This is a genomic window from Lacibacter luteus (assembly GCF_004118265.1).
GTDB lineage: Bacteria > Bacteroidota > Bacteroidia > Chitinophagales > Chitinophagaceae > Lacibacter > Lacibacter luteus.
On the sequence record NZ_SDHW01000005.1, the window covers coordinates 37,510 to 52,656 of the forward strand.

The following is a 15,147-nucleotide window of genomic DNA, read 5'->3' on the forward strand; positions in this document are numbered from 1 at the left end:
AAAAAGAACTTTGTGGGAATTTATTCCCTTATCTTAGCCGCCCAATATTAATCAACTTTTAAACCTCACGATCATGGATTTTAAACAAATTCAGGAACTCATTAAACTGGTTAACAAATCCAACCTCAGTGAACTCACCATCGAAGAAAAAGACTTTAAGGTTACTATAAAACAAAAGGACGAAATCATTCAGCAAACGCTTATTTCAGGTCAGTTTCAGGCAGCGCCTCAAACTCTTCCTGCAGCCCCGGCGCCTGCTGCTCTTCCTGCAGCTGCAGCACCAGCTGCTCCCAAGCCTGCCGGTGGAGAAGATACCAGTAAGTATGTAACCATTAAAAGTCCGATGATCGGTACGTTCTACCGCAAGCCTGCTCCCGATAAGCCTTTATTTGCCGAAGTTGGTACAGAAGTAACACCGGGCAAGGTTGTTTGCATTATCGAAGCCATGAAGTTGTTCAACGAAATTGAAAGCGAAGTAAAAGGAAAGATCGTAAAGGTGTTGGTAGAAGATCAATCGCCTGTTGAGTACGATCAACCTTTGTTCCTTGTAGACCCTAGTTAATTTGTCAATCAATTCGAAAATTTGAAAATGTAAAACTCATTTTCGATTTTCCTGTTGTATATCTTTTCAAATTAGCTAATTCTCAAATTTTCAAATTAAACTCATGTTTAAAAAGATATTAATTGCCAATCGTGGCGAGATTGCGTTGCGTATTATACGAACCTGCCGTGAAATGGGAATCAAAACGGTTGCCGTTTATTCAACCGCCGATCGTGAAAGTCTTCATGTAAAATTTGCCGACGAAGCTGTTTGTATCGGTAAACCTGCCGGCGCAGAATCATATCTTAATGTTCCCAATATTATTGCAGCTGCAGAAATTACAAATGCTGATGCTATTCATCCCGGTTATGGTTTTTTAGGAGAGAACGCAAAGTTTGCTGAGATCTGTGGACAGAACGGTATTAAGTTCATTGGACCAACACCCGATCAAATCCGCTCGATGGGCGATAAGGTTACAGCAAAAGAAACCATGATCAAAGCAGGTGTACCAGTGGTACCCGGTGGCGAAGGGTTATTGCCAAGTTTGGAGGCAGCAAAACGTATTGCCAAAGAAATCGGTTATCCCATCATCTTAAAAGCAACTGCCGGCGGTGGTGGTAAAGGCATGCGTGTTGTTTTTGCAGAGGAAGATTTAGAACGCAACTACGATATGGCAAAGAATGAAGCTGCTGCTTCATTTAAGAACGATGGTATTTATATGGAGAAGTTTGTTGAAGAACCCCGCCATATTGAAATACAGGTAGCAGGCGACCGTTACGGTACTGTTTGTCATTTAAGTGAGCGTGATTGTTCTATTCAACGCCGTCATCAGAAACTCGTGGAGGAATCACCATCTCCTTTTATGACCCCTGAGCTGCGTAAAGCAATGGGCGATGCGGCGAAGAAAGCTGCTTCTGCTATTGGTTATGAAAGTGTAGGTACCATTGAGTTCCTGGTAGATAAGCATCGCAATTTCTACTTTATGGAAATGAATACACGTATCCAGGTAGAACATTGCGTAACAGAAGAAGTAACCAACTTCGATTTAATTAAGGAACAGATATTAATTGCTGCAGGCGAAAAAATCAGTGGGTTAGATTATGAACCAACAATGCATGCAATTGAATGCCGTATTAATGCCGAAGATCCGTACAACGATTTTCGTCCAAGCCCCGGTAAGATCACAACTTTGCATACGCCTGGCGGTCATGGTATCCGTATCGATTCGCATGTATATGCCGGTTATATAATTCCTCCTTACTACGATTCAATGATCGCTAAAATTATTGCAGTTGCCCGTACACGTGAGGAAGCCATCAACACTATGAGCCGTGCATTGAGCGAATACGTTATTGAAGGGGTAAAGACCACCATTCCTTTCCATCAACAACTCATGAAGGATGAAAACTTCCGTAAAGGAAACTTTACCACCAAGTTTTTAGAAACCTTTCAGATGAAATAAAATAGTTTGAATAAAAAGTAAAGGCCGGAGAAATCCGGCCTTTACTTTTTATTTGTTTAGTTTGAAGTTATTGATGTAATAATTGCTGTTGAAATTTTTCGCCGGTTTCGGATATCATTTCAACAATGTAAATACTGTTGTTTTTTAGGTTGTTGATATTCCATGTAAACCTGTTGAAGCCAGTGTTGCTTTTGTACGTAGTGCTGTTAACCAATTTTCCTGCTACATCAATCAACCGCATCTTATACTCTGTACTGTTGCCTGTTTCCTGAAAAGCAATATTGATTTTGTTAGTAAACGGATTGGGGCCGGCTTTAACAGCAGAAGTAATACCACTAAAGTTTAGCAACACAATCTTAGAATAAACTGATGAACCGTTATGATAAACAGTTTTTAAGCGGTAGTAATTATTGCCGGGCAATACATTCGACATCAGCTTATGATAGTTCTGTATTTCCTGCTGGCTATTGGCATTGTATTGCACAACAGCTGCATTCGAAAAATGAACACCATCGGTTGAGTATTCAATTTCAAAAGAACTGATAGCTGTATTTGAAGATACTTCCCAGGTTAATTCTGATGCAGTATTTCTTTTTTTGCCGCTAAAGAGTAGTATTTCATCATCAAGCAACATGGCTGTGTTAAGCATAGGACCAAATTCACTTGTGTTGTTGCTTACTGTTGCAGTAGCAGTTACAAAAGGAGAGATGCCCGAAGGAAGGCTTGCCATCGCAAAAGAAAAAGCAAATCCGTTTACATTGCTTGAAGCTACATTGCCATCTGTGTTATAAGAAAGAGAAGTTGTAGTTCTTAAGTCCGATCCGCTTCCCTCTGTACCGCTGCCAATGTAGTATTCTGCTTCACCATAGTTGTAAAGTCTTCCTCCATGTTGGTTCGTACCTCCATCAGTAAAGAAAAATTCCAGATAAGCTCCGGAAGCAACTTTTCCGTAAATGATAATAGTTGTAGGAGTTTTCTTTACAGAATCAATTACAGGGAAGTTTAAAAGATTGTTAGGACCACTGTCACTATCTCCGTTATCATTAACGGTTACAGATACAGAGCTTCCATAACCTAAATCAATTCCAAGCCCTGTGTTATCATAAATCAGGTTTTCTGAAATTTTGTTACCGGTTAAGTTACGGCTTCCACTCGTACTCAACGTTACTCCTGATCCGGTATTTCCGTAAATATGATTTTGGTAAATAACATGATTCAGATTGTCGTAAGTAGAAGCGCCGGCTACTGAAGTTCCTTGCTCATCTAAATAAACTCCTCCCAAAAAATTTGAAGCAGTGTTATTGTAGATCAGGTTATTAATTAATGTGTCGGCCCTCGAACTAAAACTAATTCTGCAGCCTCCCACAGGACTTGTTCCCCCCGTAATAATAGCTCCAGTAATTGTATTATTGTTTACATAATTACTATCGGTATTATGCCCTTGATCGATGCCGAATTGCTCACAATTTTCTATCCAATTGTTATATACACTCATGCGGTAGCAGTTCATAAGCGAAATGCCATCGCCTGCAGCACCGATAGAAGTAAATGTTGAAGTGCGCATGGTAGGGCTGATAACCTGGTTTTCGTAAACCTGCCAATATCTGAACGGGCGAACATCGGAAGTAACACCATTGGCATTGTTATTTACACCATTGAAAACAATACCATAAACACCACAGAAGGACAGGAGATTGTTTCTAATGATGCCTGTATAATTATTTCCGCAAACCAGTATTCCTGAGCCTTTGGTTCTTCTTGCAGTTATGGAAGGATAAGTTCCTGTAGGTGAGCAGGAAATAAAGCAATCATAAATTTCAATATTAGCTGTTCTTACAGCAGCGACTTTTACAACAGATATATCTCCATGACTAATTGCTGCAGATTGTGAACTTACATCGTTATTCCCAAATCCGGAGATAGCAATATTTTTAATAATAACATTGGTTGCATTAATTGTTAAGCCATTTCCAAGATATCCGTTACCATTAGATGGAAATGAAAATGCCGGACTAACATCGTTTGGCACAATATAAACATCTGGATAGGGAATGCTGTTTTGCACTACGGCTAACCTGCCTACTGTTTTTCCTGCAAGTGTAGCAGTATTTGTGTTTGGTTGCGTACTTCCATCAATTGTTACTGCTTCTGTTATTACAGGTAATGCTGTTTGTAAGCGAATTACAGCAAATCTTGCTCCTGTACTGCCTTCAAAATAATTGCTTATAATATCGAGAATTGCAAACTGAATAACATCGGTTCCGGCAGCTGCATTAGCATCAGTAATTGCCTGTCGCAAAGAGCCGGCACCGCTATCGCCGGTGTTGCTTACAACAAAAATTGCTGAGTATGCATTTGTTTCAACTCCAAATACAAATGCAATTATACAAACGTATTTAAAAATAGTTTTCATAATGTAGGGTTATAAATATTCGTCGACTATTGAATTACAATTCGCTCTTTATAAAGCGTTTCAGCTTTACTGTCGGTGATTTTCAGAATATAGAAACCTTGTGTTAGAGAGGCTGTTTTAATTTGATAATTAAAATTGCTTGCCTGTGATATTATCTTTTCAGAGCTAATAACCCGACCGCTTATATCGGTAAGTTGAATGATTAGCTGTTCATTTGTGTCTACACCAAAAAATTCTACTGTAACTTTTTCCTTAGCAGGATTTGGGTATAATCTGAACCCTCTTGTGTTGGCAAATTTTACAGAAACGGTATTACTGTATTGTACTTTTCCGTTTTTACTTATCGCTTTCACCCTGTAAACGTTTCTTCCGTAAAGCGGAGAAAGATCGTTATAACTAAAGTTGTATCCTGTGTTGTAGTTTCTCCCTGTTTCAGTAAAAACATTGCCATCGGCCGAGCGTTCAATTACAAAATATGCGTGATCTGTATCGGCAACTGCTTCCCAATTAATGATTGCAGTTTTACCTTCTGCCTTAGCAGAAATGCGAACAAAATTTACATCTAATGTTGAGGATAAACTTCCTTTCAAAACAACTACATCATCAATACTGAATCCGTCGGATACAGTAGAGCTGTTTGATGAAAACAAAAAGCGAAAGCGAACATTTGATGAACCAATATAGCTGCTGAGATCAACGATCTCTCTTCTCCATCCGTTAGAAAGCCCGGTGTAAGACGGAAGATCTCCAACACTAAACCTGTTTTCGTCAATTGTGTTAGAGCCGCAAACTGGTGCGTAGGCTCCTCCATTCAACGATACTTCTACACGCAAAAGGTCGTAACAGTTTTCTGAATTGCTTTTTAACCAAAAGCTCAGGAAAGCATCTGTACATCCTGTTAAATTAAGTGTTGTGTTACAGGTAGAATACCAGGTTCGGCTACTTGAATAGTTGCCACTTGGCGATTCTGACATTGATTTTGTTCCGTTAAATGCTGCGGTGGTACCAAATCCCCATGTGTTACTTGTTCCGGAAGCAGTCCATTTGGTAGCGTATGTACCTTCCATATCATCTGTGAATAACTCAGAGGGGTTGTAGATTTTTGTAACGGTATCGGTAAAAATCATACCATCAGATGTTACCTTCCACACAAACTTTAAAATCTGTTGGTTTGGTGTTGTACCTGCAAGCGTGTAAGAAATATTGCCTGTTGCTGTACCTCCGAAAGCTGAAACGGAACTTACGTTTACTGAGCTTCCAACCGAAGCAATATTTTGTAAAGGAATAATTTCAACTGTTGCAGGCATATCAACTAAACCACTTCTTGTAAGTCTGAATGTAAAGTTTCCAGTTAGCGAAGTGACTGACGGTGAAGTGTTGTCTTCTACTTCAAAAAACTGCCCACTTGTATTAGCTACTTGAAAATTGCTGAACATCATTTCTCTTGCAATAGGAATGATTTGCGAAGACGAAGGCCAAAAAGTACCACCCGAGAGTGCAGGTGAAACTTCGGGGCTGAATCCATATATCTTTTCATATCCAACTGCTCTGCTTCCGGCATCTCCGGAAAGCAGCCAGTCATCCGAATAGCCGTTTACATTATAACCAACAGTTGACATATCATCACCTACTTCGTAGCAATTATATTTTGTAAACAAGCCTCCTGCAGTGTTTAAAATAAGATTGTCTGTTGTGGTTGCGGTTGTTGATGCAGAGCCGGGTGGACGAACCCATAGTTGACCATATGCATGATAATTGAGTACAAGTTTAAACCTGCGGCCGTTGATGAAAGCCCGCATTGCCTGTGTTTCGTTTTCTGAAAATGCTGAAGGGCCTCTATAAGTATCGTTTTCAATGTTTGGAGAAGAGCCGGTGTTGTCTTCTGCAAATCCAACACTATAGTTACGGTTTAGATCAATACCTACATTTGTTTGTCCGCCAACATTGCGCCTGTTTTTCCTATGCATACCGCCGCCTGTAGGGTTGGTAACACAATTGTAGTTCCATCCATCTGGGTTTACACAAGGAACAAAAAACAGTTCTCTGTTATTGATGATATTTGATATTCGTGAGTCTGATGAATAATTCTGAAGAATATACTGCATAAAGAAGATGAGGTTATGCATACTCATTGCTTCTCTTGCGTGGTGTAAACCAGAGTACAATACTTCCGGCTCAGATTCATCTGTACCAGGTATGTCGCTTATTTTCACACACCATATTGTTCTTCCTTCAACTGTTGTTCCAATACTGAATTTGCTAACAAGAGTTGGGTAGTTGGTTGCCATATCGTCCAGCTTTGCTTCCATTTCGCTTAAGCTGTAATAGCCGCCTATCGATCCGCTTGTAAATGCATCCGGCGTTGTCCACGAAGATGTGCTCCAGTTTGTTGTACACGTCTGAAAGGGAAGTTTTGCAGAAACAGCAGGTTGGGTTGATTTCGGGTCGCTGTATTTATAAAAATCAGCAGGGTTATTTCTGCGTAAGAAATCAGATAATTCATCATCAACCAACACATCGTACTTTATACCCAACGTTTTTATTTTGGGTAAATCGGCTTTTAAAAACGAGTTGATGAATGTTTTTGTCTGGTTGTCGTAAATGCCATGATCGAAATCGATTCCGGCTTTGTGTAAAAGTTCAAGTTGTGATCTGCTTTTTAAGTAGAGTTTCGCTTGGCTGTATACAATGCGGTTGTTTTGTGCATTGGAAGTGAAGCAAAATAATGTCAAAAAAGAAATAGATAACAAGAATGCTTTAAAAGTCTGCAGGTTTTTTTTTCTCATGTTTATTGGATAATAATTAATTCAGCCAAAAATTTATCCGGTGCTTTCCTGCTAGGTCAGACTTGTTAATATCGTCGGGGAGAACTAACTGAAACCTGATATGTTGTAGAATGATTCAGGCTCATGGAGTTTAATACTCAGAGTTTTAAAAGAATAGTTCATAAGGGTGTTGGATTTAAAAAAATGATCACTGCAAATGTCTGTAAAGAGGCATTATCAACGGTAAGAATAAACACTTATTTTTCTATGGAAATCCCCTTTAGCAAGTAAACGTATTTTAACTCGTTATTATACTGAGGCGATTGCAGTAAATACGTATAAATTGATATGTATGGATGTGTTTGTTATGTTTTTTTGCCAGAATTCTTAATTATAATTAAACGAACTAGAAGAGCCTGATTTTTGTGTCTGCTTATTTATGGATGAGTGGCATTAAAAAAAGCAGGCCGGATTTTCCCGGCCTGCCATTAACGCTTGAATTTTCTTAATTATTGGTGCATCAATTTTTGCTGAAATTTTTCACCAGTTTCTGAAACCATTTCAATAATGTACATACCATTATTATTTATTGGTGCAATATTCCAGGTAATTACATTGTAGCCCATTGTACTGCTGTAGTTTGTTTTGCTGATGAGTTTACCTGAAAGATCAAGCAAGCGAACCTGATATTTGGTACGGCTGTTCGTTTCTCTAAACTCAATGTTGATTTTATTAGTAAATGGATTTGGACCTGCTTTAACAGCAGACGCAATTCCGGCAAAGTTGAATATAATTGTTTTGCTGTAAGATGATTTACCATCAGTATAAACTGTTCTTAATCTGTAGTAGTTATTACCAGTCGATGCATTACATATAAGTTTAGAATACGATTGCATGTTTTGTGCGCTTGTATACGATACAACTCCTGCAAGAGAAAAATTAGCACCATCAGTTGATTGTTCAATTTCAAAAAAGCTGATAGTATTGTTAGAAGATACATCCCAGGTAAGTTCTGCAGCAGCATTTCTTTTTTTGCCATCGAAGTTAATTACTTCGTTATCGAGGATAAGTGAAGAGCCAACCATCAAACCTAACTCGCTGGTATTATTGCCAACCGTTGCAGTGGCTGTTACAAAAGGCGCAGCACCCGCAGGGATAGAAGCCATTGAAAAAGAAAAAGCAAATCCGTTTACATTGCCATTAGCAACATTGCCGTCTACGTTGTACGATAAGCCGGTTGTGCTTCTGAGATCAGAGCCGCTTCCTTCCGTGCCTCTGCCTATGAAATATTTTGCTTCACCATAATTATATAAACGTCCGCCTTGTTGGTTTGTTCCGCCATCGGTAAAGAAAAATTCCAATTTTGCACCTGCAGCTGCTTTACCGTAAATAATTATTGTAGTAGGAGTTTTCTTTACCGAATCAATTACAGGAAAGTTTTGCAGATCGTTGGGTTTATCTGCTCCTGCATCAACATCTCCATTATCGTTCACTGTAACTAATGTAGAACCATTATAACCAAGGTCAATTCCAAGACCTGAGTTATTATAGATACTGTTTTCTGAAAAAGTAAAACCGTTAGCCTGGCCTGATCCGCTTGTGCTTATTGTAATGCCTGATCCTGTGTTGCTATAGATTGTATTTTTATAGATATAACAGTTTGCATTATTGTATGCGGTTGCACCTGCAACAGAAGTTGTTTGCTCATCAACATACACGCCACCAAGAAAATTAGATGCAGTGTTGTTGTAAATAAGATTGTTGATTAATGTATCAGCTCTTGAGCTAAAGCTTATTCTGCAGCCACCAACCGGGCTTGTTCCTCCTGTAATTGTAGTTCCGGTAACAGTATTGTTGTTAATGTAGTTGCTGTCTGTATTATGCCCTTCGTCAATGCCAAATTGTTCACAGTTTTCCACCCAGTTATTATATACATTCATACGGTAGCAATTCATCAACGAAATGCCATCGCCTGCTGCGCCAATAGAAGTAAATGTTGAAGTGCGCATTGTAGGGTTAATGACCTGGTTTTCGTATACCTGCCAGTTTTTGCTTGGTTGCACATTTCCTGTTACACCATTTGAGTTGTTATTTACACCATTAAATACAATGCCATACACACCGGAATAAGAAACAAGATTATTTCTAATAATACCGGTATTGTTGTTTCCACAAACCAATATGCCGGCACCTTTTGTTCTTCTTGCTGTAATGGAAGGGTAGGTTCCTGTTGGTGAGCAAGAGATAAAACAGTTATAAATTTGCGCATTAACGGTTCTTGCTGCGGATACCTTGATGAACGAAATATCTGAATGACTGATTGCAGATGATTGAGAGCTTACATCGTTATTGCCAAAACCAGAAATAGCAATGTTTTTAATAATTACGTTTGTTGCGTTTACCGTAATGCCGTTGCCGGAATACCCATCGCCATTAGAAGGAAAAGTAAAAGCAGGAGAAACATCGCTAGGAACAATATAAACATCCGGATAAGGAATTGAACTTTGAACAGAAGCTAAAACACCTACTGTTTTTCCTGTAAGTGTACCTGTATTTGAGTTAAGCTGTGTGCTGCCATCAATAGTTACAGCTTCTGTAATAACAGGCAAAGCTGTTTGTACACGGATTACAGCAAAACGAGATCCTGTAGAACCTTCGAAATAATTGCCAATTACATCAAGAATAAGAAACTGAATAACATCAGCTCCTGAAGTTGCGTTTGCATCTGTTATTGCCTGCCGGAGCGAACCTGCTCCACTATCGTTTGTGTTGGTTACGGTATAAGTTGCTGCGCTACTGCTTACGCTTGTGCAAATAAATAAAAACAACAGAGCAATGTTTCTGAATCTAGTTTTCATAACGGGCTACGTTTTCGGATTCTCTTACTTTTTTTGGTACGTTTAAACTGGTTGCTTAAATATTGCTGTTACTATAATCTTTAAGCTTCCGGTTTTATTGCTGAAAAGGCCTTTTGGGTAACGGAATTCATCTGTTGGGTACTGCAATAAAACATTACAAAGGTCTACAACCTTACTAATAATGAAACTAGGAGTATCCCCTTAAAACATGTAGTATAACTTGCAGTCAACTGTAGTAACGAAGAGGCGTATACCATAAAAAAAAGCCCCGCAAACGGTTGCGGAGCTTTTTTTAGTTGATGTTTATTTTTAACGGAGGAATAATAGTTCTCTGTATTTAGGCAAATACCAGCTGGCATCATCAACCAGCAGCTCAAGTTTGTCAACGTGGTAACGGATCTCATCAAAGAATTTTCCCTTTACATCATCGCAATAAGCAATGGCCTTTTCTCTTGTATCGGCAATGGCATTTGCTTTTTTACGGGCTTCAATCATTTGTTCAACAAGGTCGCTTCCTTTATTAATATGCAGGGAAATTTTTTCGAGGATCTGCAACTGGTTCTCGTAGCCTTCTTTGCCAATACCTATATCTTTCAATCCTTTAATGTTATTGATAAGCACATTTTGGTATTTTATTGCCGCTGGTAAAACATGACTGGTGCAAAGTTCGCCCATTACACGTCCTTCAATCTGTACCTGCTTGATGTATTTCTCCAACTCAATTTCATGGCGGGCTTCCAGTTCGGCATGTGTGTATACACCGGTGTTTTCAAAAAGCTCTTTGGCTTTTTTTGTAACCATTGCATCTAAAGCATAGGGAGTAGTTTTTACATTTGGTAATCCACGCTTCTCAGCTTCTTTTGCCCATGCTTCGCTGTAACCATCACCTTCAAACAACACTTTCTTGCTTTCGCTAACATAGCGTTGCAATACATGCATAATGGCAATTTCTTTTTTCTCGCCTTTTTCAATCAATGCATCAACTTCTTCTTTAAAAGTTGTGAGTGTTTGCGCCATAATGGTGTTAAGCACCGTCATTGCATTGGAACAGTTTGCACTTGAACCTACAGCACGGAATTCAAATTTGTTTCCAGTAAATGCAAAAGGTGAAGTACGGTTACGATCCGTATTATCCAGCATCAGCTCCGGAATACTTTTGTGCAGATCAAGTTTCAGAATCGCTTCGTCCTGTTCATCAAATTTTGTAGTAACACGTTTTTCAACTGCATCTAATACCTCTGTTAAATACTTACCAACAAAAACAGAAATAATAGCAGGCGGTGCTTCATTCGCTCCCAAACGATGATCGTTACCTGCACCTGCAATAGAAGCACGCAGAATATCGGAGTACTGATCTACCGCACGAATTACATTGGTAAAGAAGGTAAGGAACATTAAATTTGTCTTTGGTGTTTTACCAGGCGCCAGTAAGTTTACACCAGTATCAGTACTCAAACTCCAGTTATTGTGCTTACCGCTCCCGTTAACACCTGCAAATGGTTTTTCGTGTAACAACACACGGAGTTTGTGACGGCGTGCAACACGATCCATCACATCCATCAATAACGAATTATGATCAATAGCAACAGCCACTTCTTCAAAAATAGGAGCACACTCAAATTGTCCGGGTGCTACTTCGTTATGGCGTGTGCGTAAAGGAATACCCAGTTTATACGATTCGTTTTCAAAGTCACGCATAAATGCATAAATGCGTTCAGGTATCGAACCAAAATAATGGTCTTCTAACTGCTGACCTTTTGCTGATGAATGACCAAACACTGTGCGTCCGCTCAGCACCAGATCGGGACGTGCATTATACAATGCTTCATCAACAACAAAGTATTCCTGTTCCCATCCAAGTGTGGGCGTAACCTTCGAAACGTTTTTATCGAAGTAATGACAAACATCCAATGCAGCTTTGTTTACTGCTTCCAATGCTTTCAATACCGGTCCTTTATAATCGAGTAACTCGCCGGTATACGAAACGAATACTGTAGGTATACAAAGTGTTTTACCTTCTCCTATTTCCATAATAAAAGCAGGAGAGGAGGGATCCCATGCTGTGTAACCACGTGCTTCAAACGTTGCACGGATACCACCGCTGGGAAAAGATGATGCATCGGGTTCCTGTTGAATTAATGCACCTCCGTCAAACTCTTCAATGGCAGTACCATCGCCTTTTAATGTAAAGAAGGAATCGTGTTTTTCTGCTGTTGTACCGGTTAATGGTTGAAACCAATGTGTGTAGTGTGTTACGCCTTTGCTTTCGGCCCATTGGCGAATGCCTGCAGCAATCTGATTTGCATTTACACGGTCGATCTTTTTATTTCCTTTTATAGAAGCGAAAAGACTTTTGTATGCTTCATCGCTCAGATATTCACGGGCTGTTTTTAGCGTAAAAACATTCTGGCAAAAAATAGCAGTGATCTTGCTTGGAGAACTTACTTCTGTATTTTTTTGCTTCGAAAAATTTTTAATGGCCTGGTAGCGTAACGACATAAAATAAATTTGAAAAGTGATTTAACGATGGCAAGTTTTGTTTGCTTAATTACGGTTTGCTTACCGTTGTGCGAATTTCTGTTTTCTTAATGAAAATAATAGATAAAAAAAATCCCCCCGTTGTTGCGGGAGGATTTATCTGATATTGCAGTTGGATTAGGCTTGTACGCTCTTAACTGTTTTAATAATGCGTGCAGCAACTTTGTAAGGATCTGCAGCAGAATTTGGACGACGATCTTCCAGGTAACCCTTCCAGCCCCATTTAGGAACTACAACAGGGATACGGATAGAAGCTCCACGGTCTGATACACCGTAGCTGAAATCGTGGATGCTTGCAGTTTCGTGCTTACCTGTTAAACGCAGGTGGTTATCTGCACCATACACTTCAATATGTTCTTTAACTACAGGACGGAAAGCTTCACAAACCTTATCGAAGATTTCTTTGCTGCCTGCAGTACGTAATAATGTATTAGAGAAGTTAGCGTGCATACCGCTACCGTTCCAGTCTAATGCGCCGAGAGGTTTACAATGCCAGTTGATAGATACACCATATTTCTCACCGATTCTTTCGAGGATGTAACGACCTAACCAGATTTGATCGCCTGCTTCTTTAGCACCTTTTGCAAACACCTGGAACTCCCATTGGCCTGCTGCTACTTCTGCATTGATACCTTCTACATTTAAGCCTGCTTCTAAGCAAACATCTAAATGTTCTTCAATGATATCACGACCGTAAGCGTTGTTAGCGCCTACTGAACAATAGTAAGGGCCTTGAGGCGCAGGGTAACCACCTGAAGGGAAACCAAGAGGTTTGTTTGTTTCAGGATTCCAGAGGAAGTATTCCTGTTCGAAACCAAACCAGAAATCGTTATCATCATCTTCAATTGTTGCACGACCGTTTGATTCATGCGGAGTACCATCAGCATTCAAAACTTCACACATAACGAGGTAACCGTTTTTACGTTGAGGATCTGTAATGATGTATACCGGTTTCAACAAACAGTCTGAAGAACCGCCTGGTGCTTGCTCTGTAGAAGAACCATCGAAACTCCACATAGGACAATCTTCTAATTTGCCACTAAAGTCTTTTTCAATTTTTGTTTTGCTGCGAAGGCTTTGTGTTGGTTTGTAACCATCAAGCCAGATGTACTCAAGTTTAGACGCTGACATGTTTAACCGCTTTGATTTAGTTTGAAAAAACAATGAATATTGCTAATTGCGCTGCTAATTTACGATTGAAAATGATTTTAATCTAAAAAAAATTATGCAATTCTCAAGTAAAACGTTTGTTAGTGTGGAAAAGTGAAATATGTATTTTATTCTAATTTGTTTTTTCTCCAATCAATAGTTGTAATAATTGGTACAAGAATAAATGGAAAGAAGATAGCCCTGTAGCGTACAATGCCTCCTAACTGCGGTACTATATAACCGGTTAATAAAAGTAATACCATCGATACAAGAAACAGAAACATTACAACAGAATGTTTATACGGATTTGAATTGTACCGGAAGAACCAAACAGATACCAATAACCAGATAAATAATATTTCTATTGCACATATGATATATAAAGGCGATTGAAATTCGGTAATGTAAGGCCGAACAAGTGCATGGTTTAATGCTTGTGGTGCATTTTGCATAAAACTTGAAAATGTTGCATGCAGTTTCCGTTGTGGTAAAAACGAGTTGCCTCCAAGCTTTATAAATTCTTTATTACGTAAAGCAATTGAAACGGGCAGATCGAGTTTAGGATGAACATATTTTGCAGAGAAGAAAACTGTAGTGCCAATAATTGTAACGAGGGCAAAGCTGATCCACTTTTGTTTTGTAAAAAACTTTTCAGCTGCCCACCATGCAACAAGCCCTGGTACACATGCTAACACAACGTGATTTCGTACCGGGAAGATTGCAAGTAACAGCAAGAGAATGATCGCAATATTGCGTAAGCCCATTTTTTTGTTCTTTAAGCCGAAGTACATTACAAAAACGATCAGCGATAAAAAAGTAAACACTAGTCCGTCTTTATGTATACCACTCGACCAAAACAAAAATGAAGGAAATAGAAATGTGCTGCAGGTGATCAATAGTTTTTTGCCGGGGAAAACATCATTCATTACCCGTATAAAAGCAATAGGGCCGAAGAACGTAACAAAAGAATAGAAAATTACATTTACATAATACCTTGAGCCTGTAAATACATTAAATAACGAAACGATCTTTACCATGTAGGTATGTTTCAGATCGTTCCAGTAAGAGTTTACGCTTGAAAACAAATGACGGTACTCACGGTCGTAAGGGTTGTCGAAAATGCTTAATAAATAACGAACCGGGTTTTGAAATAAAATTTTGGTATCCTGCTTCGCATCAAAAAAGAACTTCCAACTGTCGGCCGATCGTTCGTAATTAGGTATTGTTGTAAAAAAGTAACCATATGCAACACCTGCGGCTACTTTTAAAAGAAACAGGCCAATAATCCATTGGTTGGATAATCCACTTTCTCGTATAAATTTAATACGGGTAACAAGCCAGCTAAACAGTACCAGGTAAATGGCAAAAAGGAAGTATGTCATGCGTTAGAGTGGCAAATTAAAATATTTCTTTTCACAGTT

8 protein-coding genes are annotated in these 15,147 nt (G+C 39.1%); 2 read left to right on the forward strand and 6 right to left on the reverse strand.

The features are described from left to right. Positions 1-73 precede the first annotated feature (73 nt). The gene (accB, locus tag ESA94_RS15205; RefSeq protein ID WP_129131793.1) at positions 74-562 is read left to right on the forward strand and encodes an acetyl-CoA carboxylase biotin carboxyl carrier protein; all 489 of its coding nucleotides are present in this window, start codon (positions 74-76) and stop codon (positions 560-562) included. A gap of 103 nt (positions 563-665) precedes the next feature. After that, positions 666-2,003 (forward strand): acetyl-CoA carboxylase biotin carboxylase subunit, encoded by a 1,338-nt coding sequence (gene accC, locus ESA94_RS15210; protein ID WP_129131794.1) that lies wholly within the window; start codon positions 666-668, stop codon positions 2,001-2,003. A 67-nt stretch (positions 2,004-2,070) separates the two neighbouring features. Here accC and ESA94_RS15215 read toward each other — a convergent pair whose 3' ends face one another. From ESA94_RS15215 to ESA94_RS15240, 6 genes are all read right to left on the reverse strand, one after another. Beyond that, positions 2,071-4,416, reverse strand: a complete 2,346-nt coding sequence (locus ESA94_RS15215; RefSeq protein ID WP_129131795.1) for a T9SS type A sorting domain-containing protein — start codon at positions 4,414-4,416, stop codon at positions 2,071-2,073. A gap of 26 nt (positions 4,417-4,442) precedes the next feature. Further along, entirely contained in the window at positions 4,443-7,148 is a 2,706-nt protein-coding gene (locus tag ESA94_RS15220; protein ID WP_164972758.1) for a M14 family zinc carboxypeptidase, read from the reverse strand. A gap of 542 nt (positions 7,149-7,690) precedes the next feature. Further along, on the reverse strand, positions 7,691-10,039 hold the full coding sequence (locus ESA94_RS15225) for a T9SS type A sorting domain-containing protein (RefSeq protein ID WP_129131797.1): 2,349 nt from the start codon (positions 10,037-10,039) through the stop codon (positions 7,691-7,693). A 309-nt stretch (positions 10,040-10,348) separates the two neighbouring features. Further along, a complete protein-coding gene (locus ESA94_RS15230; RefSeq protein ID WP_129131798.1) occupies positions 10,349-12,538 on the reverse strand; it encodes a glutamine synthetase III family protein in 2,190 nt (729 codons plus the stop codon). A 156-nt stretch (positions 12,539-12,694) separates the two neighbouring features. Beyond that, positions 12,695-13,708 (reverse strand): glutamine synthetase beta-grasp domain-containing protein, encoded by a 1,014-nt coding sequence (locus ESA94_RS15235; RefSeq protein ID WP_129131799.1) that lies wholly within the window; start codon positions 13,706-13,708, stop codon positions 12,695-12,697. Positions 13,709-13,854: 146 nt separating this feature from the next. Beyond that, a complete protein-coding gene (locus tag ESA94_RS15240; RefSeq protein ID WP_129131800.1) occupies positions 13,855-15,108 on the reverse strand; it encodes a hypothetical protein in 1,254 nt (417 codons plus the stop codon). Between the last annotated feature and the right edge of the window lie 39 nt (positions 15,109-15,147).

Coding starts and splice junctions, on each gene's coding strand:
- accB (WP_129131793.1), top strand. CDS start 74: ATGGATTTTAAACAAATTCAGGAACTCATTAAACTGGTTAACAAATCC.
- ESA94_RS15230 (WP_129131798.1), bottom strand. CDS start 12,538: ATGTCGTTACGCTACCAGGCCATTAAAAATTTTTCGAAGCAAAAAAAT.
- accC (WP_129131794.1), top strand. CDS start 666: ATGTTTAAAAAGATATTAATTGCCAATCGTGGCGAGATTGCGTTGCGT.
- ESA94_RS15225 (WP_129131797.1), bottom strand. CDS start 10,039: ATGAAAACTAGATTCAGAAACATTGCTCTGTTGTTTTTATTTATTTGC.
- ESA94_RS15235 (WP_129131799.1), bottom strand. CDS start 13,708: ATGTCAGCGTCTAAACTTGAGTACATCTGGCTTGATGGTTACAAACCA.
- ESA94_RS15240 (WP_129131800.1), bottom strand. CDS start 15,108: ATGACATACTTCCTTTTTGCCATTTACCTGGTACTGTTTAGCTGGCTT.
- ESA94_RS15215 (WP_129131795.1), bottom strand. CDS start 4,416: ATGAAAACTATTTTTAAATACGTTTGTATAATTGCATTTGTATTTGGA.